We start from the raw sequence: 23,100 nt of genomic DNA, 5'->3' as shown, positions 1-23,100 counted from the left end.
CTTTTCCAGAAATCAGAATAAACAAATGATGATTCTTCATTATTTCAGTAAGGAGCCCGTTGATATAATAGTTAATATAAGGAAACAGATACATTTCAAAACACTACACTCCCCCTATTACAAGTGAGAAATAATTAACATGGCCAGTAGAATTGTAGTATCTGATAGCATTGGTCTCGAATAGTTTTTTTCGGTTATAAATGTGTCAGTAAACCCAGCGCATTTATCGTTATATTTTCAAAATCATTTCTCTTAAAATATATATGTTTATATTTTTTAGATATACGATTTTAAATCCTTCTGATAACCTAATAGACAAATGCCCCCGTATCATTACAGAATTCATCCTAAAATAGTAATCTGTTGAAAAACTCATTTTAACGAACAGGTACTTTAATTAGATAACTTTATTATCTCTGCAAAGGTATTACAATTTTAAATACGTTTTTCAACCCTTTGGCTTAGGCAATACAATTCATTTAAATAATAAGATTTTACTGTATGCTAGGATACCTAAAGCAATCTTGGTAATTCCTTTCAATATACCCATATTGGATCTGCATCCAACATTCATATTATTAAAATTAAGTTGGTCCAAGTCAGAAAAAGTACACTTAAATGAGTATCCTTTTTCAACAAAATTCAGGTTCATATAACCTGTATAACTGCCCACCGCTTATAATAGTTCTTTTTTTAATACTGCTTTATTCCCCCTTTAATATTTTTTATAAATCGCACCTTAAATGTATCACTTTTGTTATCCTTTTAAATATTTAGGGTTTTTAGAAATATTTATTTGATTTTTAGTAATATTAGAATTCTATTTTATCAAATAGAAAATAGAGGATTTGATAAAAGTATGTAATAATGCGTAATAAGCCAATCAGATATTATGATATACTTTCAAAGAGCTGATACAAAATTTCTTTAGATTGGAAAACTAAAGTCTTATCTACCTAATTGTGGGGACGCCTTATGGCGTCTTTTTTTTATTAATAGAAAACCCCCAAGCATTCATATGCTTAAGGGTTTATCGATTGAAAGGTAGTGCCGTTTGGAATTCCTTAAAAGGTTCATCGTATTCTCCTTTACTTGGGACCTCCAATTCATATTATTCCCCCTAGTTCTTTCCATGTCCCTTATTCAATTCTAATTTACTAACTGATTAGCGTTATTGCAAATCAAGATAATAAAACCGCATCTCCAAATGTTAGATAACTATCTAATACATTGGAGATGCGGTTCACTAAGGTCATTGATGATTCATCTATTCTCTTTATTTGAAAAGTACATCTACCATACTAATTTAATATTATATTCCTGAAGCCAACTATTAACTTGAAGTAAATAATCTATTATACCTCGTGCATCATTACCTGAAATTACTTCGTCTTTTCCTTCTGCAATAGCACGAACTTTTTCTACATTTATTAATGGTAAAATAGGTGATTGAGGATCGTTCAACACATGTAACATCCAATCACTAATACCTTGTAGATAAGAAGCATCCTTTGTGCTTGGATATGCACTTTTTTTGCGATAAAGTACATCCTCTGGAAGTACATTTTCAAAAGCTCGACGTAAAATACCTTTTTCAATATTGTCTATGCTTTTCATTTCGAATGGAACATTCCATAAGTATTCTACAAGCCGGTAATCGCAAAATGGAACTCGTACTTCAAAGCCATTCATCATACTTGTACGATCTTTTCGTTCTAGCATAAATGGCAAGAAACGTGTAATAAACATGTAAGACATTTGACGTTGCTTCATTTGCAGATCACTTTCACCTTCTAAAAAAGGAACCTCAGCAACCGCATCTTCAAATTTTTGTTTTTGATATTTTTCAGGGCTAATCTTTTCTTTAAAATCCTCTGATAAAATTTCTGTACTATACCATAAATTAACACTCCAAGGGAATATCTCTGCATCTAAAAACTTCTCTTGATGGAACCATGGATATCCTGAGAACACTTCATCTGCGGATTCGCCTGAAAGTGCAACTGTTGCGTCTTTTTTCATTTCCTTAAATAGCAAATAAAGAGACGTTTCTAGTTCCCCAACTCCCGGTAGATCACGCGCTCGCATTGGAATTAATAAATGCTCTATTAAACTATCTGATCCTAACTCTATAGAGTGATGCTTTGTTCCTACATATTCAGCCACACGTTTCACCCAAGGTTCATCACGATCAAAACGAAGGAAGTCTTGCTCAAAGTCTTTTTCATCATTGATGAAATTCAGGGAATATGTATGAAGACGTTCCCCTTTATTCCCAAATTCATTTCCTGCTAAACCTGTTAGACCACTTGAATCTAAACCTCCGGAAAGCATAGATACCACTGGTCTATCAGCAATTAACTGGCGTTTAACAGTATCTTGTAAAATGGAGCGGATTGTCTCCACTGTCGTATCAATATCATCTATATGTTTTTTACTTTCAAGTTTCCAATACTGTGTCGTATTTGAACCATTAGAGGTAAACGTCATATAATGACCCGCACGTACTTCATGTATATCCTTAAAAATCGCATGACCAGGAGTACGTGTTGGTCCAAGACAAAATACCTCAGAAAGTCCTTCTTTATCTACTTCTGCATTTACAAGCGGATGCGAAAGCAAAACTTTTAACTCTGAACCAAAGAGAATTGTGCTTCCTCTTTGAGCGAAAAATAAAGGCTTCACACCTAGATGATCACGACCAAGCATCAATTTCCCAAATCTTTCATCCCAAATACCAAAAGCAAAAATCCCATTTAAGTGTTGAACACAATCTTCTTGCCATTCTAAATAAGCATGTAGTAATACCTCTGTATCAGACCTTGTCTGAAATTCATGGCCTTTCCCCTCAAGTTCTTTACGTAATTCTTGATAGTTATAAATTTCTCCATTGAACGTAAGGCCAATCGTATCATTTCCATCTTTATACAGCATAGGTTGAAGGCCACCTTCAGGATCAATGACGATGAGACGTCGATGACCTAATGCTGCTCGTTTTGAAAGCCAATGCCCCTCTGCATCAGGCCCTCGGTGAGTGATAGCATCTGTCATTTTTTTTAACGTTTCTTGTTCATGAGACAGGTCTTTAGACCAGTCTATCCACCCTGCAATTCCACACATAGTGTCTACCTTCTCTCAAATAGTATAGAAACCGACTAAAATTATATATCAGTCGGTTTTCCGTAAAAAAATCCGACTAAAAACATCTTTTAGTCATGTTTATATAATAAAACGAATTGAATAAAAAATCAAATAATTCAATCAAGAAAGAAATCACTGTCCCCTTTCACTTGAATTCTCATCGTCCGATTAAAAAGTTATTACCTTAAACTTTCATTTTTACCCTAAGTTATAAAGTTGCATTCTATTATAGTTATATACTAGAAATGAGAATGGTGTATGTTATTCTATAAGAAGCAAATAGAGGACTTTCTATTAGGAGTTAAAAAATTACAAATGGACTGATACAGAATGTAATGAAAGAAAACTTCGCTAAATATTTCAAGGATAGGGTGTAGACAATGATCAAATTAGAAAAAGAAAATAAAAAAATTAAAATCATTCAATCTGCTACAATACTGTTCTCTACGCGTGGTGTCCGTAACACAACGGTTGATGAAATTGCAAAGAAAGCTAAAGTTGGTAAAGGTACTATTTATTATTACTATACAGATAAAACCGAAATATTATGTGACTGCTATATGCGTCATATTCAGCTTATACGTTCACAATTGTTTGATTTATATAAAGAGGAAAAAGATGTTTTACTTCGAATACAAAAAATCCTTCATTATATCAGCCTAGAATATCATCAAGATCCGTTTGTTTCTACACTCTTTCAAGAATATAAAGAGTACCATTCACCTGAAATTACAGCTTGTTTTAAAAAGTCTGAAGAAGAAGCAATTAAAATGATAAGTAATTTGCTCGAAAAAGGTTATCAACAAGGAGCTTTGCATAATGTACCATTACCACTTACAGCTTTTATGTTAGTACGAATGATTTTTAACTACGAACAGGATTACATAAAAGATGATAAAAGTGATAAAGAATTTCTGCAGTTGCTAAAGCATATGCTTCTTAAAAACTAGTTTTAACAACAAAAAAATAATTGTGGTACAAATATGTGAAGAAGAACGTGAATAATGGATGGTTTAATAAGCTCTTTTCATTCTGGACAAACCTGCAAAATATCCAACGCTTATGTAGGAATGACTGATAAAAGAACAACAGCGATTACAAGATCAAACTGTAAGGGAAAAAAGAATGAAATAAAGTATTCTGCTCGTAGTTCAGACTTAGCTATATTAATGAGAAATACCAATCATTTACTTGTGCTGATAGGAGAAGTAAATGATTGGTATTCTTTACGTTAGCCAATATGATTTTAATTTAACGAATTCCCCGAAAGAATTCTCCTTCCTCAAGCGTGTGAAGGGCGTAGCACAACGGTAGGTGGGAGATGAATTTCGGTTTGGCATAGCCAAAAACTTTTGATAAACTAGCTATATGAAGTTCTTTGATAACTTGATATATGAGGTTGTAGGAAGAAAATAGAGTGCGAAAACCAAGCCATTCGGTTCCTGCGTAAAATATCAACCGTACCAAAAGAGCGTCCAAGCGTTGGACATCTAGGGGTGGAACACCCCAAAGTAACGCTCAGAGAGACGAAAGGGTACTTTCGTCATGGAACTGAGAAGCTCCCACTTCAAGCTTTGCTAAGTGGCGAGTAGTTCACTAATCTAATAACAAACCTTTAATTTAAACAAATCTAGTTCAAGCAAAAAAAGATGTCCTAGTACCATATCTACTAGGACACCCCTTCATTTTAATCATATATACATAACTTCTCTAAATTTCTAAATTCTATACATCTCTATCAATTAACTAATAATTAGATATATTTTCTACCTAAAACATAGTATTATTATTAGCTGTCTCATTTGGAATCTCTTGAATTACATCCCAGTGTTCGACAATCTTTCCATCCTTTATACGAAAAATATCCACTATAGCAACTCCCTTATCTTGAGAATTAGTACGAGAATGTACATGAAGAGCAACTGTATCTCCTTCAGCTACTACACGTTTAATCTCTGCAGAAGAGTTAGAGTTTTTAACAAAATCCTCCTTAAAGAAATCCATGAAAGCTTTTCGTCCATCAGCCACAAAAGGATTATGTTGCTTATAATCTTCACTTACATATTTAGGTATAATATCGATATTATGTTTGTTAAAAACTTCATTATAGAAATCAACTACCATCTTTTTATTCTTTTCTTTTTCTGTCACATTATCTTTCGATACTGATGCAACATTCCCGCTCTTTATTGCGTTACCTTTGTTTTTACCTGTGGAAGCTTGAAATATCAAAGTCGACACAATTCCTAAAATAAACACAGAAATAATTATTATTATTAAATTTTTATCTAATTTCATATATATCTACCTCTTCTAATCATATAAGTTATATTCCATAACATACTTGAAGAAGGAGAAACCTTCCCCAAAATGTGATATAAGGGGTAATGTTAGCAAAATCCGTTTATCCTAACACTACTCCTTATACAAGGTATGTTAGAAACGATTAACTCTAACTCAATACCTCATTAACAGTTGCACTGTCCACAATTTGAATAAACTTTTTAACCTTATCATTCTCATCAAATTCGTAAAGATGACAAAAATCTGCTACAAATGATTTTCCTGTTGCTTTATATGTCCCACTATACTTTCCATAAACGATTACAGTTTTATCATTAAATGCATAGATTTCATCCTTTGCACTATAGTCATTCCATTCTGTCCCAAGACGTTCATGTACGTTTTTCACTACTTCATCTGGACCTATATAAGTCCCTGCATATGGAAATCCAGCGGCTTCTGTCCAAGATACATTCTCATTTAAATACGCTTTGAAAGCATCCATTTTCCCTTCACCAGTCAATACATACGTTTCATGTAATAGTTTTTGATATTTATTCATAGCATTAACCCCATGGCATTTCTTTTGTTACAACTTTTGCACTTAATTCCAATACACCTTTATTAGCATAGCCTGGATATGCTGTTTCAAGTTTTGCTACAAAATCTTTTGAAGTTTTACTTTCCTCAGAAGCTTGAAGTGCTGTTCTTAGATAGTCCATAGTTGCATGAATTGCTTGATTATCTAATGATTTCTCGATTGATCCATGGCTTGGTACAATAATGTCAGCATGTAACGCCTGTAATACTTTCAAGTTCTCAATCCATGCCTCCATAGCTGATTTTGAGCTAGTATCTGCTAAGAACACATGGATTTCGTTAAATACATCAATGCCTCCAATCAATAATTTTAGCTCTTTATTAAATAAGCTAGTTCTGTAATCATCTAAGCCTACAAGTTCAAATGTTAAACCTTGAAAATCAATTGTTTTCTCTTTAATAGCTTGAGGTAATACCACATTGTTTGGTGCATTTTCTCCTAGTACATCTTTCCAAACTTTTAATTTCCCTAATACAGAATGAACAATATGTTCAACAGTAGACTCTGTTGCATACGCTATGGCTCCTGGGTAAGCAGCTTTCATACTTTCTAACCCAAAGTAATAATCAGGATCCCCATGTATAATAAAGATTTTATCTAGGGATAAGTTATTGTTTTTCAGATAATCTACAATTTCTTTCGAATCAGATTGAGTAAATTTTGAGTTTATTAAAAATGCATGTCCTGCTTTCTCAACTAAGGTTGCAGTTACCATAAAACTTTTTTCATCCGAACTAAACACCGTCAATTTTACATCATTTAGATTTGTATCGATTGTTTTAAACATAGAATGTCATTCTCCTTTTGTTAAAGTTATTAAATAGATAACACATTTTTATCTTGTTCCGACAGAAGGCCCCTCCTCAATTCCCCTGCATAGTTAATCGCACCAGCAAATAGATAGGAGATGTATGTCGGTTGGCGTAAGCTAACATGTTTGCTACTGTGATCTATAGTAAAATCATAATTGGACCTTCTTTAATAACAAATAGAAACTATAACTGTTATCAGAAAGATTTAAGTCCATCCACTTCTAGTCTTTTTTAAAACGTTAAATGTTATATACTTTAACTTAAAGTTTTTTAATATAAATTTTTGAAACGTGCTTCGATTTTATCTGGCGTCATTACCCCGCCACCAATAGGGATAATTTGATTATCCTTTTGTAAAAGTAATGAAGGATAACTATTAACACCAAGCTGTCGAACCTTATTGAAATCATTTTGTACATCTACAATTGTTTCTTGAGCATTTAAACGCTCTATTACTTGTTCAGGATCCAAACCATGCTCAATTGCAATCTTACGATATGTTTCAGGGTCACTTAGACTTTTCCCCTCATAATAAAATGCTTTCTGCATAGCCGAAGTGAATTCTAACAAACGGTCTGGCGCTAATGAACGTAAAGCGGAAAAGCCAATTGCAGCATCTTTCGAATTCATTTTAAAAGTACCTTCTTCCACCAATTTTTGATATGAAGGACCAAACTCTGCACCTGTAAGTTGATTAATTCTTTTATTTCCCTCTTCTATATATGAGAAATTTTTTATTGTTAAATCATCTAAAAATAACCCTCCACATAAAACCGTTAACGGCACTTCAGTGTGTTTTTGGTAAAATCCTTTAATACTTTCTGAAAAGCCATAGCACCATCCACAATATGCGTCCCATACATATATAAAGTTATCTTGTTTCGTTTCCATTTAAATCTCCTACCTTTAATTTTATTTACCAGTCCAGCTATCACTTAAAATTCTCAGCCAACTTTTTGGTTTGTAAAAGTACATCTTTTTTAGTATCTTGTTCTTTTTTGAGGAACCTTACTATATTTCCCAAAAACTAACCCTTTTAAAGAAAGAGCAACTAAGATTTTTAGCAAAAGACAACGATGTATATTATTGCCCAAAAGTAGAAAATACTGCAGTACGGAATATGCATTTTTTTTAATATGTCAGTAACTATCTACCCTTAGCGGCAACGTGTGAACCACCATCTTTAAATAAATATACAAATCGTATTTCCACTTAAAATAGGTATTAGTTGTAACTAATTCGATTACAACTTCATGTAACCATTCTAGTTACAACTAAGATGAAAGTCAATTCTTTTTTAACAAAAATATTAAATCTCTACCCTAACGCATTTATAATTCTAATATTAACAACTGGCTTCTTGTTCTTGAACTTGTTAAATCTCTTAGTAATCCCTCAAAATATATATACTATTTTGTTGATAAAAAGCTATACATTCCCTTCATCTTGTATTTTCTAAAGAGTCTTTATTCATTAGTTCTATTTTTTGATCGTGTGCAACGAACAATAAATTCAAAAAAGAAAAAACGATATTAAATTTATTATTCTATTTTTAAAATATCCCATATCAAACAAGATAGTTAACACTATAAATATAGTATTAACTATCTTGTTTGAATATTAGTAATAATAAGTCTAAATATTATCAATTCACTTTATATTACATATATGTAAAAATAATAACATGATAAGCTTTTTCAAATTTTACCCATACTAAAGATTTGAAATTAGCATTTCATTACTCTCTTTACTGTTAATATGCCTTGAAAAAGAACCCTATAGGGTTCTTTTTCTGTTCATTACCGCCCTTCCCAAACGAGAAAGCCCATCGCCTTTAGGCATGGGATGAAAGTGAGGTTGGATACGGAGTGCTACCAAAAAACCGCAAGGTTTGTGGCACTTTAAGTATCCAAAGTGTGGGTATTATTTATTTTTTTAACCTTCTTGTCGCAGTTCGTTTGATTAACTGATACAATGTCAACATGATGAATGATTATAGAAGAACTAAAACAACCGTATCGTTAATTAACTACCACTTTGTATTTTGCCCACGATATAGAAGAAAGATTTTTCTTAACACAAAAGTAGAAGAGCGTTTCAAAGAGTTGGTCCAAGAGATATGTAACGAACTGGATATTGTTATTGTCGCAATGGAATGTGACAAAGACCACGTTCACTTGTTCTTGAATACACTTCCAACACTTAGTCCTGCTGATACAATGGCGAAAATTAAGGGAGTGACTTCTAAAAAATTAAGAGAGGAATTTCCTCATCTTCAACACTTGCCAAGCCTGTGGACGCGTTCCTATTTTGTTTCTACTGCTGGGAATGTATCAAGTGAGACAATAAAGCATTATGTAGAAAGTCAAAAAACGAGGGGGTGAAATTTGTGACACAAACCATCACGGTCAAAGCTAAATTGCTTCCAACAAAAGAACAAATCAGGCTATTGAAACAAAGTAGTTCCGATTATATTAAACTCATCAATACACTGGTATTTGAAATGGTTGAAGCGAAACAAAGTACGAAGAAAAGCACAAAGGATATTGAAGCCAACCTTCCAAGTGCGGTTAAAAATCAAGCGATTAAAGATGCGAAAAGTGTATTTTCTACAAAAGTGAAAAAGAGTAAATACAAAATCGTTCCGATTTTAAAAAGACCAGTTTGTGTGTGGAATAACCAAAACTATTCATTTGACTATACACACATTTCAATCCCGTTTATGGTAAATGGCAAGCCAACACGTTTAAAGGTTCGTGCTTTATTAATCGACAAACATAATCGCAACTTCGACTTGTTGAAGCACAAGTTAGGTACACTTCGTATCACAAAGAAATCTGGTAAATGGATCGCTCAGATATCTGTCACGGTCCCTACAATAGAAAAAACAGGAACGAAAATTCTAGGAGTAGACTTAGGTCTCAAAGTTCCTGCGGTAGCCATCACAGATGATGATAAAGTTCGTTTCTTTGGAAACGGTAGGAAAAACAAATACATGAAACGTAAGTTTCGTAGTGTTCGTAAGAAGTTAGGAAAAGCTAAGAAACTAAATGCCCTTCGACAACTTGATGATAAGGAACAAAGGTGGATGCAAGACCACAAAGTGAGTCGTGAAATCGTTGATTTCGCAACGAATAATACTATCTCTGTCATTCGATTAGAGCAACTAACGAACATCAGACAGACGGCACGAACAAGCCGTAAAAACGAAAAAAATCTACACACTTGGTCATTCTTTCGCCTAGCGCAATTCATCGAGTACAAAGCAAAGTTAGTTGGTATAAAGGTTGAATATGTGAACCCTTCTTATACAAGTCAAACATGTCCAAAATGCACTGAAAAGAACAAGGCACAAGATAGAAAATATAAGTGTCAATGCGGATTTGAGAAACACCGCGATATCGTTGGAGCGATGAACATTCGCTACGCAACTGTGGTTGGCGGTAATAGTCAATCAGCCTAAGAACCTATATGGTCTGTCTTAGGAGGGGTGATGACACACCCTCATCTTGAAGGCTGTTCAAAACAGAAATGGACTGCGAACGTTTAGTCATTCAGGAATCCCATCCGTTACACTGTAAGGTGTAGGACTTGCGGCTTTAGCCGTGGGAGTGTCAAATAGGATCCTTTATTAATAAAGAAAAAAGAAGAGGGATTTCTCCCCTCTTCACCAATAAAATCAAATATATTTACAATTAAGGAAGGGCATACATTCATCAAGAAATGAAAAGAACAATAATAGTTCACCTAGTGAATTATAACACAAAAATATTCCTATTAATAGATAATATTAACATTTATGGAACTATTGTGACAAGATTGTTAAACATCTTAATATTAAAAGGCTTTATATGTATATAACTTGAAAGTGGATAGTGTAGGGATAAAATATAAGGAGGCTATATAATATGTTTACAAAAAAACAGATCTTAGTAACAACCGTAACAGCTTTAACATTTGGATGTGGATTTACTTTCGGATTAACACCAGCCTTTGCTGATTCTAGTAAGGCGTCCGTAGGCACTACACCTATTCATTCTATTCAAAAACAAGAACCCTTTACTGGATATGTCATTTCAGTAGATAACAATTATTTAGTCGTTGCTGCTACTTCTACAAAAGATGAAGCGCTTGCTTATCAACATGATTGGTGGGATCTAGTTTCTCAAAATAAGATTTTAAGAGTTCCAGTTTCCAATGGAGAAGACTACAAGTTAGGTGAAAAATTAAACGTATATGCAGTTGGTTGGACTGCATCATTACCACCAATTGCTGTTATGCCTACCATTGAAAAAGTATTTCAGTAGGTAATATTTCCGATAATAAAGCTGCCCCATATAAAAGGAGTCGTTTAATCTGTACCCTTTGTAAAGGACTTTTTGAAAAAAGTAAGGCACATCGTCCAGTCGATGTGCCTTTACTAATATGCATTTGAATCTTGACTTAGATCTAGTATTTTCACTACTGATATAACAAATAAATTATTAAACAAGTTCTTCTAAGTATGTTAAATGTGCATTTTTATATAAAAACAACTATTAATAATACTATGAAACGCGACAAACTACATCCTTGTGTGTCTATTTTGTGCAATATGAAAACTATTAACGTTACTAAGATATTTTATGATCACATTTCGTGTTAGTGTATACAGTATTAATACTCACTTTTTATCTATTCCCTACTGAATTCGACATCGTTATATCACTAACAACTGTTCTACTCTTGATAATGTAGCTTGATTTTTACTATTACAATTTGGTGCATTGTTCTTCAGCTAAGTCCCTAAGAAATTTAGCTCTTTTAAGACCTTTGTATTCGTCTAAAGTTATATCTCTAACAATTGACCACGAACCAAGCCACATTGTTTCTCTGATATAACCATTCGGGATTTTAATTTGGGAAGTATCGCAAGCAGTTCTTCCACACATAACAAATAAAGCTTTATTATAATCATCTTTATAATCTCTATTGAATCTATGATCTTTCATATATTGTTCAAATCCGCAATTACTACATTTAATTTGCACCTTTCTCAGCCCCTTGTCTTTTGTTGTTCCACGTATCGTCCAATAGGTATGATTAATAACTTTGGAGGTGTTTGTCAGAAGAAAAGGATTTACATGGTTCGGCATTAGATCCAAGCTCACTAGGCCTAACTCACCACCTAGCCCCTCATTTATAAAGATTTCGTTTACAATTTACATTTGCAATAATAAAATTTAAGCAAAAAGGGACGCCCTAGGACATCCCCTTATTTTTACTCATCTTATACATAACTTATCTAAATTTCCAGCTCTTTTTTACTATCAAAGCTCTTTTTTTATTTATTGACTTACTTTTACTATTTCCTTTAGATATCTCTGCATATTTTGATTTACTGCATAGACATAACATCCATTTATCCCGCGAGATAATAATACGTAATAGATACGTTTAATATAGGATGTTAACTCTTCATTATTTAAATCAGTTCCCTTAATCGGAAGACCATTTCGATCTTTATACTCTTTTGGATTGACGATGACCTTTGCTTTATTCAAATCATAGTCTCCATTTTCTTCACCCGTGTAATTACAATCAATTTCGGCCCCTAATATCACACCAACATAATTTAAATCAGCGCCCTGGGTAGTATGAATACATCCTATTTCCTCTACACTATTCTCAAAGTTAATCCAACCTTTTACCTTCGAGTTCCATTTGAATGTATCACCTGTAACAAGATCTTTTATATCCTATAGATTCTTATCCTTTTGTGTAGCCCATTTCCAAGAATAACCTGCGACTACGCGACATAATTCATGTTCTTTATTTAAAGATTTCATAGAATCATTTAATTCTGTAATAGAGTCCATTACTTTAAAGTCATAGCCCTGCAATAATCCTTCCTCATAAACACCAACATTATTTGCTATTTGTAGATATTTGCGCAGCCACGCTAGATATTGATCTCCAGATTTTAAACGGAATTGTTTATGTAAGGGATGTCTCTTATAATTCACTGTCAACTGTTGGAATACATCTGTATCTATATCTGCAGGTCGGATTGTTTGATATGGATCATAAACCACAGTTAAGTGATACGCGAATGTTTCTATTAACTCCAACTCAGTTATATAACCATTATCAGTGACTAAATGTTTTAAATCACGTGCTTGTTTACCAAAATATTGTTTCAGACGATGCGCTTCATCCACAAAAACATATTTATATTTAGTGCCCCTACTTTTTGCCAGCTTAATAAATTGTGAAGGTGACAGTACTGTAATACCTTGTAGACCTAGTTTGTTCATTAAGCTCTTATATAAATTTAATGAGTGATTTTGCGGAACAACAAGTGCTATATCTTCATAATTCAATCCCTCTCGCGCTTTACCAGTTTTATTGTCATAAGCAAGCGCATATAAGATGTTTGTTAATACAATTGTTTTACCGGTACCCGGGTCCCCTGTAATTAAATGTCGACTATTTGATGTTGTAAGCATCGTATTAAAAATGTCTTTACAAACCTCAATTTGATTAGCCGATAGCTCTTTAAATGGTGAATATTTATAAATAAATTTATTATGTATCTCACCTAAATTTTCACTAGCTATCCCTTCTTCAATTAACTGATTCCAAATTTCTTTAAACATACTCTGAACATTTTCAATCCCGTTATAAGAATGAATCTTTTGGCCCCTTACTTTATTTAGTAAGTTAAATTTATCATCTGCAGATAAATATTCAATTAACAATGTTTCAATATGCTTAATCGAACTTTCATTAAATAATTCGCTTTTTATTACAATAACTTCATTGAATGTTTTACTTTCATCACTTAAATGTGCAACGAAACGCTCATATATATCTGTGGACTTACCTACATATAAATTCTTCTTATCTCGTTGAATATAGACTACTGGTACTTTATCAATTTCAAAGTCTCTCGTACTGCCTTGCTCAAACGCTTTTCGCTTCTTCTTAATTATTTCAAATAAAGATAATTTTGCTGCAAATGATATCATTTAAATAACCCCCACTTTTTTGGTTAAAGAATATTTGAGAGTAGTGAATATTGTATACAGTTTGAATCCAATACACACATACAACTCAAAATCCCATCCCTCTTCTTTTACACATTTATTTCAAAAAACTGTAAAGCGATAATCGCTTTACAGTTCGTCATATTTTTTATTACTTCCAAATGCCTTTTCTACTGGATATTTCTCTGCATTCTTGAGTAATTTAGCATATACTGCCTCTTCTAAATCAATATTCAATTTATCACTTAACATAAGCAAATAAATCATTACATCAGCCATTTCTTCTTTCATTTCCTGCATTTTAGTTTCTGTTGCTTCTTCACTAGACTTCCATTGAAAAGTCTCAAGTAATTCTGCTGCCTCTAAATTTAATGAAATTGCCAAATCCTTTGCATTATGAAACTGACCCCAATTTCTCTCATCTCGAAATTTTATTACTGCCTTTTGTAAATCTTGCATCACTATTAATCTCCTCTCTTTTTCGTACTATCTTTTCAAAATAAAACGCACTTTATATAGGGTCTCAACTAATTCACCTTAATCCAGATATAATCGTCCTCATATTTAACATTTAATTTTAATCGGATACCCTTCATATATGCATCTAATTGCTTTGATAGGCTCTCATCACCGACTTGATCATATCTATCTACATCTAAATATAACTTGAATACACTTCCTTCCGTTAACTCAAACTCCCATTTTAAAAAGTTATGTAACATACTTTCCTGACTCATGTATTCATTTGCTTCCATATATTCTAGCAGCTCATGTAAATTATAATATACTAAGCTACTTGGCCTGAGATCATGACATCTTGGACAATATTCTCTATATCTATCTTTTAATTGCATAATCATTTCTGAACCACATTGATTACAGTTACACATGTAGCAATCTCCTTCAATTCTCTTATGTTCTTCATACTCTTGAAATTATAAATTATACTATTTTGTTTTAAAAATGTTACTCTTATGCCACTTAAAGTATAATTTATTTTCTGGGCGAATTTCTATCTTAGCTTTGGGTGTTAATCCAAATATCAAATAATCTGTTTCTACTATCAATGGAGAAATATGCAATCGCCCCTGGCCATCAAATGTAATAAACCCTTTATCATACAGGGCATCATGATTACAGCAAAGGAGCACACCATTATAAGAATTTAAACGCTCCATACTTGTGCTATCTTTCCATGGCTTTGAATGACTGGCTCTTAATAATTCTGGTAAATTTATTCCGCATAATGCACATTTCCCGTTCCACTGCTCCATTAATGCTTTCCTGAATTTTTGCTGTCCAATACGGATTGTAGCTTTCACCTCAGATTCCGTTTCAGATATAACAGGAATTAATGTGTTATTTTCAGTCCTTCTTACCTCATCAACTGATAATTCTAATTGCTCATTTTTCTTCTCATAAATGTTTGAATCACTTATTAGTTCAATTAATTTAACGAATTCCCCGAAAGAATTCTCCTTCCTCAAGCGTGTGAAGGGCGTAGCCCAACGGTAGGTGGGAGATGAATTTCGGCTTGGCATAGCCAAAAACTTTTGATAAACTAGCTATATGAAGTTCTTTGATAACTTGATATATGAGGTTGCAGGAAGAAAATAGAGTGCGAAAACCAAGCCATTCGGTTCCTGCGTAAAATATCAACCGTACCAAAAGAGCGTCCAAGCGTTGGACATCTAGGGGTGGAACACCCCGAAGTAACGCTCAGGGAGACGAAAGGGTACTTTCGTCGTGGAACTGAGAAGCTCCCACTTCAAGCTTTGCTAAGTGGCGAGTAGTTCACAGACACCAGATAGCCTTCATCATTCCATTGATCATGACTTTTCATAATCGATGGTTTATTCGATTCCTTACACTCTTCTTCAGCAATACTAACCGCTACAATATTCCCTTTTACATAATGAAAGATTCGATCTCTTTTTTTACATCCATCATTCTTTTCCATGAATGTGGTACATTACCACCTCTATCTTTTTTTGGTGACCAAATAATTCCTAATTCCTTTTCTTCTTGATAAGTATGTCCCTGCATAACAATAAAATGGTTCATATATTCTCTCCTAAAGCGTATATTTACTACACTGATTTCTATTTAATTTAATACTAAAAAACTCTCCTACGATTAGCAAATAACCTATTTAAGTTTTTACTAATAATTAATTATACATTTTTTATTTCATACGATTTTCTTCTCATAAATTAAATCCCACATACAATGATGTTAACATGTAAAAATAATATAGTAGTTTTACAATAAAGTACATATCACACAAATATCTACAAAATCAGCACATGCGCTATTATTGATTTTTGTGATAAATGGAGAGTTTTAACTAAATACTCATTTATGCAAACAAAAGAGTTGACCTAAAAGGTCAACTCCTCTGCTTCAAATTCTTTATTTCTCTTCTTCTTTTTTTTCCATTTCCCGTTCATTTTTAGCGATTAAATCATGAAAATGCTCTTCTTTGTTTTCTTCTATATACTTCATAAGTTCTTTAAATTCCATTCATATCGCCTCCTATACTTATTATATCAATAATATTATAAGTTGTCAGGAGATTATAGAAATTAAATCTATTTATCATTTTATAAAATTTATTAAATGTATGTTCCCTAAAAAAACAAGAGCTGATTTTTCGTTAAATTGATTATTTCGAGATTCATCAACAATAATTTCTTTTGCTTGTTTTGATTCTTTAAAAGCAAAAATTTCTGGTTGCTGACCCGTATTATCATATAAGCTATAACAATCTATCAAGTCTTTAATTTTACAAAATGTAGTTGCTACTTTCATATGGCTTTCTTCAATAATATGTTCCGGAACCAATCTTCCTGTTAGTTTAAAACGCATGATTGATCGTTCTAAAGCAACCTTTATTGGAACATCTACAATGATTGCATTAATACTGAATTCAGCTTGTCTTAATTGTTGAATCAATTTTTTATATTTCTCTACATTTTTCATTGTACCATCATACATAAAGTTTATTTTTCTCTTCATACAGATTTTTAAAAGTTCCATGGTAATATCACTGCTTTCATCATGAACCAAAAAGGCTGCTTGTTTTATTAGTTCTGTGTCCCCTGATTCCATTAATTGTTGATATTCTGGTATTTTTTCTTTGATCTTATCAGAATCTATCCAAATCATATGTTTCTTCTTACGTTTATACCCCTTACTTACTAACTCTCCAATTGAGCTTTTTCCAGCAGCAGAACCACCACCAAGTAATATGGCTTCAGGTTCTTTTTCTTGCTGTGAATGTTCATTTAAAAATGATTCAATAATCTCATTATGTAGATCCTTACGTTCTATTACATACTCCCCATTGTTTACGTATCTTTCTCGGGTTGTTCTCAATTCGTCTTCTCCTCTTCTATAAATGAATTATTAGGTTCCCTTCAAAAGTTAGAGTACTTACTCTAACCCAGTACTTATAACTTTGATTTCTCGTCTCTACTTGAGATCATTCTTACTATGATTCCATATAGCTCTTTTAGTTAGATGCTATATTTTTCAATTCATCATTACACATTCCTTCTAAACAACCATATTTCTCTCTAACTTAATACCTACTCTATATATCCACTTAAACAAACAAAAAAGGACTCCTTTAAGTCGATTAATTGTGCATAGCAAAATAAGCTATATACACTAATCGGCTCAAAGAAGCCCTTTCATAATTGAAACAAGAACACAACTTGCTTCTACAACTCAACCACAACACATAAGGTGTGGGAATAAACGGAATCAATTAAACTAACAATATACCTATATATTACATAATTTAGTTATTATTATCAAGATGATCTAGTTAAATAATGTGCACTGACTTTTGCATTAATTTTTGGAATATCACGCTCTACTTCCAATAAATTATGAGAAAAATCAATATTTTATTAGTATAGTTAATATATGTACCCACTAATTAACTGCGTCTCTTTAACAGTGATCCATACATTCCACTTTATTATTTAACCTTGGACTGTTTTTTACCACATATATTATATAAAAATAAGAAATTCTCTCAAAAAAATTCTTTCTTTTTATATAAACTTATACACACATACTACAATTCATGTTAATATAACAATATTGCAATTTTATTATTAATATTTTATAACAGGAGATGAAAAGATGAAAGGACTTGAATTTTCAACTAGCCTATTATTCTTTTGGATAAAAGGTAGAGTAGACGTTGATAATAGGTTTATAAAAACCAACTTATCAAACACATTATTAGGATTTATTCCTGCAGGTAAAGACCAACAAAACATTCCTCTAAAAAATATTTCTGGATCTATGTTATCTACGAAATATTATTTTAAACCGATAATTTTGGGAATACTAATCATTTTATTCGCATTAGCTACTTTTAGTGGTAGTTTTCTTGGTGGCTTAATTTATCTAATAATAGGTATTGGAATTGCAGGTAGCGGTATTCAAACAATATTAAGAATTGAAAAAGCCGGAACACCTTATCATATAAGTGTCCCATTCTTTGAAAAAGAAAAAATGCAATTATTAAACGATATTATACACAACGCTTTAGCAGAAGACACAGACAAAACAGATTTAAATTTATTCTTCGATAAAAAATCTCAGTAAATAATTTTTATATTAAAAATAAAACCTTATAATCCATTAATTTGATTATAAGGTTTTTAATTGTAAATTATTAATAATGCCCCTCTTTTTAAGAGGATGCGCTTAATTATAATATAAAACTTGATTTTGTCTCCTCTTAATTATTCATTTCAAATCTACTTGATTACATGAAAAATGTGCTACTAATTAAATTACTATTTTATTTCATTCCATAAAGATAAAGCAAAGATCCAATTCGGATCCCCATTCCCTTGATAGCTTTGGGCCGCCTCGTATTCCTTACCCTCGTGAACTACTCTATCTCCTTTTTTATATGCTTTATACGAATCCCATTTCTCATAAGCGTTTTCTTGTTCCTTCGTAGTAACTGTTAAGATATCACTTTTCATTGATTCATTGCCAGCCGTATCAACTGCAGAAACTGCATACTTGTATGTTGTATTTGCTTGCAAATTCTTGTCTATAAATGATGTGGTATTAACAGTACCTATTTCCTTCGTAACCCCTGCAATTTCTCTGTATACAATATAATGATCCACATCTATGTTATCTTCAGACGGACTCCACATTAAGTCAACAGTATTGGCAGTGATTCCCATACTGTGTAACCCTTTAGGTTGGGTTGGCGCTTCTGTATCTGGTTTTTCCACTGTTGTTTTAATAACTAATGCTTCACTTTCCTTAGATATATTCCCTACAGCATCTACTGCTTTTACTGTATACGTGTAATCTGTGTTTGGGCTTAATTTTTTATCAACTAAACTAGTACCCGCTACAGTATTAATTACTTCTCCATTACGTAACACTTGATACTCTTTCACCCCTACATTATCTGTTGCAGGCTTCCAATTAAGTTCTACGCTATTTGAAGTGGCTTTTACTACTTGTAGTCCAGATGGCTGAGTTGGTGCTTCTGTATCTGGTTTTTCATTATTAACTAGATTCACATCAATCACATTATAAAAAGCATTTACGGTATCAGCTACATCCCAAACCGCTAAAATGACATGATATCCACTACGATCAGTTGGTACATTAATTTTATGTGATAAATTATTAGATGCTGCAGAACCCTCGTGTTTTACAGTTCCTATTGGTTCAAAATCCGCTCTTGTTAGAGGTTTATTTGGATCCCATCCTTTTTTTGTGATGTAATAGTGCCATTGACTTGTTAAATGAGGAGCAGTGTATTTCCAAGTGAATGTATTCTCTCCACCCTTAATCGTATTCTTAAACCATCGATCAGCTGTTTGTTGATCAAGAATCCCACCAAACAGGCCTCCTGCTGAAGCAATTTTCCCATCAACCGGTCCACCTTGTGGGAATCCTTTAGGCGCTTCTAAGCTTTGCGGCTCATACATTACATTGCCACAATTTAAATTCAAAGCTCCATAATTCTGGCTACATAAAGCAGCACGGCTACCTGGTTTTTCAACGAACCCATGTGCATAGGCATTTTGAGGAATTAAAGTTGTACTCATAATTCCTACTGCTACTACAGCAGCACTTAATCCCTTTTTATTTGTAGTCATTTTTCTCAACTGCTTTAGAATTTTTTTATTCATTTTAATAGTCCCCTCCTATTAATTTTCTTACTATATTAAGAGCATTGATGTAAAAGAATAATAAAACATAGATTACAAAGATTAAATAAATAAAAACGAAACCTCATAACTTCATACTTAAATATTCATTTAACTTCCTTTACATCCAAATAGCTTTATAATTAAATTATTACATGATAATTCATTAAACTTATACTGAAATTGTGCACAGTTTTTGAACTTTCTTCTATTCTTATCTACTATTAAAAACTGATTAATACGGAATGACATTAACTCCAACCACTCTTCATGCTCACTTTGTTGCAAATTAGCGATTGCCACATCCTCTAAAGGCTTTCCAACGGTATGTGTCGGACCGTGTTCTCTCATTTCATAAGAAGGAGTGACTTTCATTTCCTTACGAATCATTCCGAACTGTCTATATATGCGTACACTTTCAAGAACACCCTCTAACTTCTCTTGCGTTGCTGTTCTATCAATTTTTGGTAAGAAAGATAATTGTTTAGTCATGTAAGACCACTCCTTTTTATTTTTAAATTACTTTTGTCTAACGTTCCACGTCTACGTTCATAACAAGGTCTATGCATCCCCATTAAATCCTCAATTTCACGAGTACTTAATTTCTCTTTTTGTTTTTTTTGTTTTTCTTCTTTCCTTGTTTGGATTGCTTTTTCCATTCATGTAATTGATTTTTTAATACCTTCATTCCCCACATCCCCTTTCAAAAATAAAGAGGACACCATTTCTTAAAACAGCTTTATTGCTGCTCTAAAAATTGGTATCCTCTAGTTTTCTAGCCGGACTGTATTCTGTATTCTGTTTTCTGTTTTCATTTATTTAATAATACCAGCCTGCACAAAGATGTTTCTCCAAGCTTTGTTAACTTGGTATTTATCAACGGATATCGCACGACGAACGATAGCTTTTCTTATTTTCTTTTTCTTTGCATTTGCCATTCCTCTCATCCCTTTCATGCAAACGTCTCTCATTTCCATTTTGGAGCGTTTTACTCCTTTTGATACCTTATTACATTCAAAAATGATCTAAACGTGAATTGTACCTATTTTATAAATTCTTTTTCCCCACAAAAGGATTATTTTATTAGGTTTTCTAACATCCCTCATTTTAAAATTTTCAGATTCAGATGAACATCTAGACTCATAGACCATATTCTAATTTAAACGCTTCCTAAGAAAGCAGGTGAAACTGATGCCATCTATTGTTGGAAACATGGTTGTACAAAATAGCAACGGTTCTTTCAACTTAGGTGATTTTTATAACGTCTCTCCAAAGGAAAATACAAAATCTTATAATGGTTCAGGCTCATCCAATGTTGCTTTTGTTGCTAATACCTTTAGTGGTGTTAGTGCGACAAACACATTTGATGCTGATGTTGCAGACCAAAACCAAGTTGGAACAGCATAAATTTATTCATTTCCCTCTACCTCCCTGAATAAAACTAAAAATCACGTCAATACTGTAGCTAGGCTTTTAAGCAGCCGGAAATCTCTTATGTGTAACCGTACTAATCGAGATCTCCTTCAAGACTGAGCAGTTAGCTTTTGCTAGCTGCTCTTTTATTTTAAATCCGGTTCATCTTTATGCTTCTTCTGCATAAAGATCTCGTGAACCAGTTTCACGCAAAAATCTACGGCATCCTCATCACTTGTAATATTTGCACCAATGTTGGCATTCTGAAGTTCTTTTATATCCCGTACCATTTGAGTTTTCGGTATCTGCGCCTCTAACATTTTTCGAATTACTTTAGATTGACTCCCCCCATCGTATTCACACAGAAACTCAATCTCACTCCATAACTCAGTTGGTAAAGTTAACGATACTTTTCTTGTTACACCGATCGCTTTACGTCCTGCTCCTTCTCTTTTCCCACCACGATTGTTTTGTCCAGTCATTATATATATATCCCCTTTGATTAAAGTTACTTTATTCAAAAATATCCCTTGCATTGGATACAATCAATTAATTTTAGTTACTTTATTCAAATAGAGTTCGACAAAATGAAATTTTCATTACATTAATCCCCGTATAACATTTCCGGTCCTGCTAACACTATAACTGTAACTTAACGTTACACATCCTAACTTGCAGGGCCTAATTTTCTTTTGTACAACAAGCAGTTAGCTAATTAAGCTGATTGCTTTGTTGTGCCGAATGAAGGATTTATAAAAAGATTTCTCAACACCTAACATTTGGAAATATATTACCTATTATGATAATCCTATGATTTCTATAGCTTCTCTCTCGGACTTCGCCTCAAGCCAACGACGCTTCCACTTTTCGTCTTTGTCATAAAACTCTAATGAGTACGTCATAACGCTATTACGCTTCAAAAATTTGTCCGCTGTACTTGTTGCAGTATAATCAAAAATTCCGACTATATCCCTCCCGTGGTAGTTGTTTCATGCCCCTAACCCCATTGGACGAGATTTAATTTTGTTCTTATCTGCCTGATCCATGATTAATGTGGCGATTTCTAGTTGATTCCTTCCTAGCCCTTTTGCTATTTCAAGAATATCTTTATCCTCATCCCACACTTCTCGTAATTGATTCACTTCGCTTTCATCAAACACTAGGTCCAATCCTTCTAAAGCGATATATCGCCTCTTATTTCAATGATTTTGTATCCTGGATAGCGATTGGGAGTAATGTACTCAATCGCTTTTTCTTTTGCTTCTTTTTCATTTCGTCCTTCCTTCCATACCCATGAAGGAAGGACGACTTTTGATTGATTTTTATCTAACATAGGCTTTCACTCCTTGTTTAATTAGAAGAAACGACCATGTTATAATAGAGGGACAAAATATTGTGTCGTTTCATGAAATAGCTAATTAGGGGTAATCGACTGTTTTTATTTTCTCAATAACGATTATTCAATAAATCTGTTAACATTTAATTACCGATATGTGTATCAACCAGCCTGTGCATCTGCACAGGCCTTTTACTATGCTAATTTTAGTTAGCGGATGCATTTTTCTCACCCTTTATGATGCTTCGCACATCAGAATAGTTCATAATTCCGTAAC

20 protein-coding genes and 7 pseudogenes are annotated in these 23,100 nt (G+C 33.0%); 7 read left to right on the top strand and 20 right to left on the bottom strand.

Features of this window, described 5'->3' with window-relative positions; all coding sequences use genetic code 11:
* Positions 1–1,293 precede the first annotated feature (1,293 nt).
* Positions 1,294–3,120 carry an asparagine synthase (glutamine-hydrolyzing) gene (gene asnB, locus JFT89_RS10490; protein ID WP_201039914.1) on the bottom strand — a complete coding sequence of 609 codons (1,827 nt, stop codon included), beginning with the start codon at positions 3,118–3,120 and terminating at the stop codon, positions 1,294–1,296.
* Between the two features lie 401 nt (positions 3,121–3,521).
* On the opposite strand from asnB, the gene JFT89_RS10485 reads away from it, so the two are divergent.
* Both JFT89_RS10485 and JFT89_RS10480 read left to right on the top strand, forming a co-directional pair.
* Positions 3,522–4,091 (top strand): TetR/AcrR family transcriptional regulator, encoded by a 570-nt coding sequence (locus JFT89_RS10485; protein WP_201039913.1) that lies wholly within the window; start codon positions 3,522–3,524, stop codon positions 4,089–4,091.
* Between the two features lie 54 nt (positions 4,092–4,145).
* Positions 4,146–4,373: pseudogene (locus JFT89_RS10480) on the top strand (IS4 family transposase); the annotation flags it as partial.
* Positions 4,374–4,911: 538 nt separating this feature from the next.
* On the opposite strand, the gene JFT89_RS10475 reads toward JFT89_RS10480, so the two are convergent.
* From JFT89_RS10475 to JFT89_RS10460, 4 genes are all read right to left on the bottom strand, one after another.
* Complete coding sequence (locus tag JFT89_RS10475) at positions 4,912–5,439, bottom strand: nuclear transport factor 2 family protein (RefSeq protein ID WP_113937350.1); 528 nt, start codon at positions 5,437–5,439, stop codon at positions 4,912–4,914.
* Between the two features lie 154 nt (positions 5,440–5,593).
* Positions 5,594–5,986 carry a nuclear transport factor 2 family protein gene (locus JFT89_RS10470; protein WP_085313303.1) on the bottom strand — a complete coding sequence of 131 codons (393 nt, stop codon included), beginning with the start codon at positions 5,984–5,986 and terminating at the stop codon, positions 5,594–5,596.
* A gap of 4 nt (positions 5,987–5,990) precedes the next feature.
* Positions 5,991–6,812: an MBL fold metallo-hydrolase gene (locus JFT89_RS10465; protein WP_201039912.1), complete on the bottom strand. Its 822-nt coding sequence runs from the start codon at positions 6,810–6,812 to the stop codon at positions 5,991–5,993.
* Between the two features lie 295 nt (positions 6,813–7,107).
* Positions 7,108–7,728, bottom strand: a complete 621-nt coding sequence (locus JFT89_RS10460) for a DsbA family protein (protein WP_201039911.1) — start codon at positions 7,726–7,728, stop codon at positions 7,108–7,110.
* Between the two features lie 1,091 nt (positions 7,729–8,819).
* Here JFT89_RS10460 and tnpA point away from each other — a divergent pair.
* The 3 genes from tnpA (at position 8,820) to JFT89_RS10445 (ending at position 11,144) form a co-directional block, all read left to right on the top strand.
* The gene (gene tnpA / locus JFT89_RS10455) at positions 8,820–9,221 is read left to right on the top strand and encodes an IS200/IS605 family transposase (RefSeq protein WP_085313281.1); all 402 of its coding nucleotides are present in this window, start codon (positions 8,820–8,822) and stop codon (positions 9,219–9,221) included.
* Positions 9,222–9,226: 5 nt separating this feature from the next.
* Positions 9,227–10,300: an RNA-guided endonuclease InsQ/TnpB family protein gene (locus tag JFT89_RS10450; RefSeq protein WP_201039910.1), complete on the top strand. Its 1,074-nt coding sequence runs from the start codon at positions 9,227–9,229 to the stop codon at positions 10,298–10,300.
* A gap of 445 nt (positions 10,301–10,745) precedes the next feature.
* Positions 10,746–11,144: a DUF3221 domain-containing protein gene (locus JFT89_RS10445; protein ID WP_002068844.1), complete on the top strand. Its 399-nt coding sequence runs from the start codon at positions 10,746–10,748 to the stop codon at positions 11,142–11,144.
* A gap of 444 nt (positions 11,145–11,588) precedes the next feature.
* Here the strand turns inward: JFT89_RS10445 and JFT89_RS10440 are convergent, their stop codons facing one another.
* The 7 genes and pseudogenes from JFT89_RS10440 to JFT89_RS10410 form a co-directional block, all read right to left on the bottom strand.
* On the bottom strand, positions 11,589–11,867 hold the full coding sequence (locus JFT89_RS10440; protein ID WP_234881326.1) for a hypothetical protein: 279 nt from the start codon (positions 11,865–11,867) through the stop codon (positions 11,589–11,591).
* A 297-nt stretch (positions 11,868–12,164) separates the two neighbouring features.
* A pseudogene (locus tag JFT89_RS10435) lies at positions 12,165–13,847 on the bottom strand (DNA/RNA helicase domain-containing protein).
* Positions 13,848–13,994: 147 nt separating this feature from the next.
* Positions 13,995–14,324 carry a nucleotide pyrophosphohydrolase gene (locus JFT89_RS10430; RefSeq protein ID WP_078205664.1) on the bottom strand — a complete coding sequence of 110 codons (330 nt, stop codon included), beginning with the start codon at positions 14,322–14,324 and terminating at the stop codon, positions 13,995–13,997.
* A 68-nt stretch (positions 14,325–14,392) separates the two neighbouring features.
* Complete coding sequence (locus tag JFT89_RS10425; RefSeq protein WP_098776523.1) at positions 14,393–14,755, bottom strand: hypothetical protein; 363 nt, start codon at positions 14,753–14,755, stop codon at positions 14,393–14,395.
* A 57-nt stretch (positions 14,756–14,812) separates the two neighbouring features.
* Positions 14,813–15,322: pseudogene (locus tag JFT89_RS30210) on the bottom strand (HNH endonuclease); the annotation flags it as partial.
* Positions 15,323–15,639: 317 nt separating this feature from the next.
* Positions 15,640–15,929: pseudogene (locus JFT89_RS30640) on the bottom strand (HNH endonuclease); the annotation flags it as partial.
* Between the two features lie 534 nt (positions 15,930–16,463).
* Positions 16,464–17,243, bottom strand: coding sequence for a zeta toxin family protein (locus JFT89_RS10410; protein ID WP_201039909.1), 780 nt, complete (start codon positions 17,241–17,243; stop codon positions 16,464–16,466).
* Positions 17,244–18,020: 777 nt separating this feature from the next.
* On the opposite strand from JFT89_RS10410, the gene JFT89_RS10405 reads away from it, so the two are divergent.
* Positions 18,021–18,491: a hypothetical protein gene (locus tag JFT89_RS10405; RefSeq protein WP_002069395.1), complete on the top strand. Its 471-nt coding sequence runs from the start codon at positions 18,021–18,023 to the stop codon at positions 18,489–18,491.
* A gap of 194 nt (positions 18,492–18,685) precedes the next feature.
* Here JFT89_RS10405 and JFT89_RS10400 read toward each other — a convergent pair whose 3' ends face one another.
* From JFT89_RS10400 to JFT89_RS10385, 4 genes and pseudogenes are all read right to left on the bottom strand, one after another.
* Positions 18,686–20,056, bottom strand: a complete 1,371-nt coding sequence (locus tag JFT89_RS10400) for a lytic polysaccharide monooxygenase (RefSeq protein ID WP_201039908.1) — start codon at positions 20,054–20,056, stop codon at positions 18,686–18,688.
* Between the two features lie 243 nt (positions 20,057–20,299).
* Positions 20,300–20,566 (bottom strand): annotated as a pseudogene (locus tag JFT89_RS10395) (ArpU family phage packaging/lysis transcriptional regulator); the annotation flags it as partial.
* A pseudogene (locus JFT89_RS10390) lies at positions 20,563–20,762 on the bottom strand (hypothetical protein). The pseudogenes JFT89_RS10395 and JFT89_RS10390, both read right to left, overlap by 4 nt.
* A gap of 127 nt (positions 20,763–20,889) precedes the next feature.
* A complete protein-coding gene (locus JFT89_RS10385) occupies positions 20,890–21,012 on the bottom strand; it encodes a DUF3983 domain-containing protein (RefSeq protein WP_087943100.1) in 123 nt (40 codons plus the stop codon).
* A 253-nt stretch (positions 21,013–21,265) separates the two neighbouring features.
* On the opposite strand from JFT89_RS10385, the gene JFT89_RS10380 reads away from it, so the two are divergent.
* Positions 21,266–21,481 (top strand): spore germination protein, encoded by a 216-nt coding sequence (locus JFT89_RS10380; protein ID WP_002069384.1) that lies wholly within the window; start codon positions 21,266–21,268, stop codon positions 21,479–21,481.
* A gap of 152 nt (positions 21,482–21,633) precedes the next feature.
* On the opposite strand, the gene JFT89_RS10375 is transcribed toward JFT89_RS10380, so the two are convergent.
* The 4 genes and pseudogenes from JFT89_RS10375 to JFT89_RS10360 form a co-directional block, all read right to left on the bottom strand.
* Positions 21,634–21,969, bottom strand: a complete 336-nt coding sequence (locus JFT89_RS10375; RefSeq protein WP_242488381.1) for a CopG family transcriptional regulator — start codon at positions 21,967–21,969, stop codon at positions 21,634–21,636.
* A gap of 330 nt (positions 21,970–22,299) precedes the next feature.
* Positions 22,300–22,480, bottom strand: a pseudogene (locus tag JFT89_RS10370) (hypothetical protein); the annotation flags it as partial.
* Complete coding sequence (locus tag JFT89_RS10365; RefSeq protein WP_201040020.1) at positions 22,477–22,671, bottom strand: hypothetical protein; 195 nt, start codon at positions 22,669–22,671, stop codon at positions 22,477–22,479. The gene JFT89_RS10365 and the pseudogene JFT89_RS10370, both read right to left, overlap by 4 nt.
* Positions 22,662–22,820 carry a hypothetical protein gene (locus tag JFT89_RS10360; protein ID WP_002069381.1) on the bottom strand — a complete coding sequence of 53 codons (159 nt, stop codon included), beginning with the start codon at positions 22,818–22,820 and terminating at the stop codon, positions 22,662–22,664. Before JFT89_RS10360 ends, JFT89_RS10365 begins: the two co-directional genes overlap by 10 nt.
* Between the last annotated feature and the right edge of the window lie 280 nt (positions 22,821–23,100).

Source organism: Bacillus sp. TH25, assembly GCF_016650935.1.
Taxonomy (GTDB): Bacteria; Bacillota; Bacilli; order Bacillales; family Bacillaceae_G; genus Bacillus_A; species Bacillus_A mycoides.
This window is presented reverse-complemented; position numbering and strand designations above follow the sequence as displayed.

Bases quoted from the DNA above. Each gene is read 5' to 3' on its own strand.
- JFT89_RS10385 (WP_087943100.1), bottom strand. From the start codon at position 21,012: ATGGCAAATGCAAAGAAAAAGAAAATAAGAAAAGCTATCGTTCGTCGT.
- JFT89_RS10460 (WP_201039911.1), bottom strand. From the start codon at position 7,728: ATGGAAACGAAACAAGATAACTTTATATATGTATGGGACGCATATTGT.
- JFT89_RS10360 (WP_002069381.1), bottom strand. From the start codon at position 22,820: ATGTTAGATAAAAATCAATCAAAAGTCGTCCTTCCTTCATGGGTATGG.
- JFT89_RS10380 (WP_002069384.1), top strand. From the start codon at position 21,266: ATGCCATCTATTGTTGGAAACATGGTTGTACAAAATAGCAACGGTTCT.
- JFT89_RS10445 (WP_002068844.1), top strand. From the start codon at position 10,746: ATGTTTACAAAAAAACAGATCTTAGTAACAACCGTAACAGCTTTAACA.
- tnpA (WP_085313281.1), top strand. From the start codon at position 8,820: ATGATGAATGATTATAGAAGAACTAAAACAACCGTATCGTTAATTAAC.
- JFT89_RS10475 (WP_113937350.1), bottom strand. From the start codon at position 5,439: ATGAAATTAGATAAAAATTTAATAATAATAATTATTTCTGTGTTTATT.
- JFT89_RS10400 (WP_201039908.1), bottom strand. From the start codon at position 20,056: ATGAATAAAAAAATTCTAAAGCAGTTGAGAAAAATGACTACAAATAAA.
- JFT89_RS10430 (WP_078205664.1), bottom strand. From the start codon at position 14,324: ATGCAAGATTTACAAAAGGCAGTAATAAAATTTCGAGATGAGAGAAAT.
- JFT89_RS10485 (WP_201039913.1), top strand. From the start codon at position 3,522: ATGATCAAATTAGAAAAAGAAAATAAAAAAATTAAAATCATTCAATCT.
- JFT89_RS10425 (WP_098776523.1), bottom strand. From the start codon at position 14,755: ATGTGTAACTGTAATCAATGTGGTTCAGAAATGATTATGCAATTAAAA.
- JFT89_RS10470 (WP_085313303.1), bottom strand. From the start codon at position 5,986: ATGAATAAATATCAAAAACTATTACATGAAACGTATGTATTGACTGGT.
- JFT89_RS10405 (WP_002069395.1), top strand. From the start codon at position 18,021: ATGAAAGGACTTGAATTTTCAACTAGCCTATTATTCTTTTGGATAAAA.
- JFT89_RS10465 (WP_201039912.1), bottom strand. From the start codon at position 6,812: ATGTTTAAAACAATCGATACAAATCTAAATGATGTAAAATTGACGGTG.
- asnB (WP_201039914.1), bottom strand. From the start codon at position 3,120: ATGTGTGGAATTGCAGGGTGGATAGACTGGTCTAAAGACCTGTCTCAT.
- JFT89_RS10375 (WP_242488381.1), bottom strand. From the start codon at position 21,969: ATGACTGGACAAAACAATCGTGGTGGGAAAAGAGAAGGAGCAGGACGT.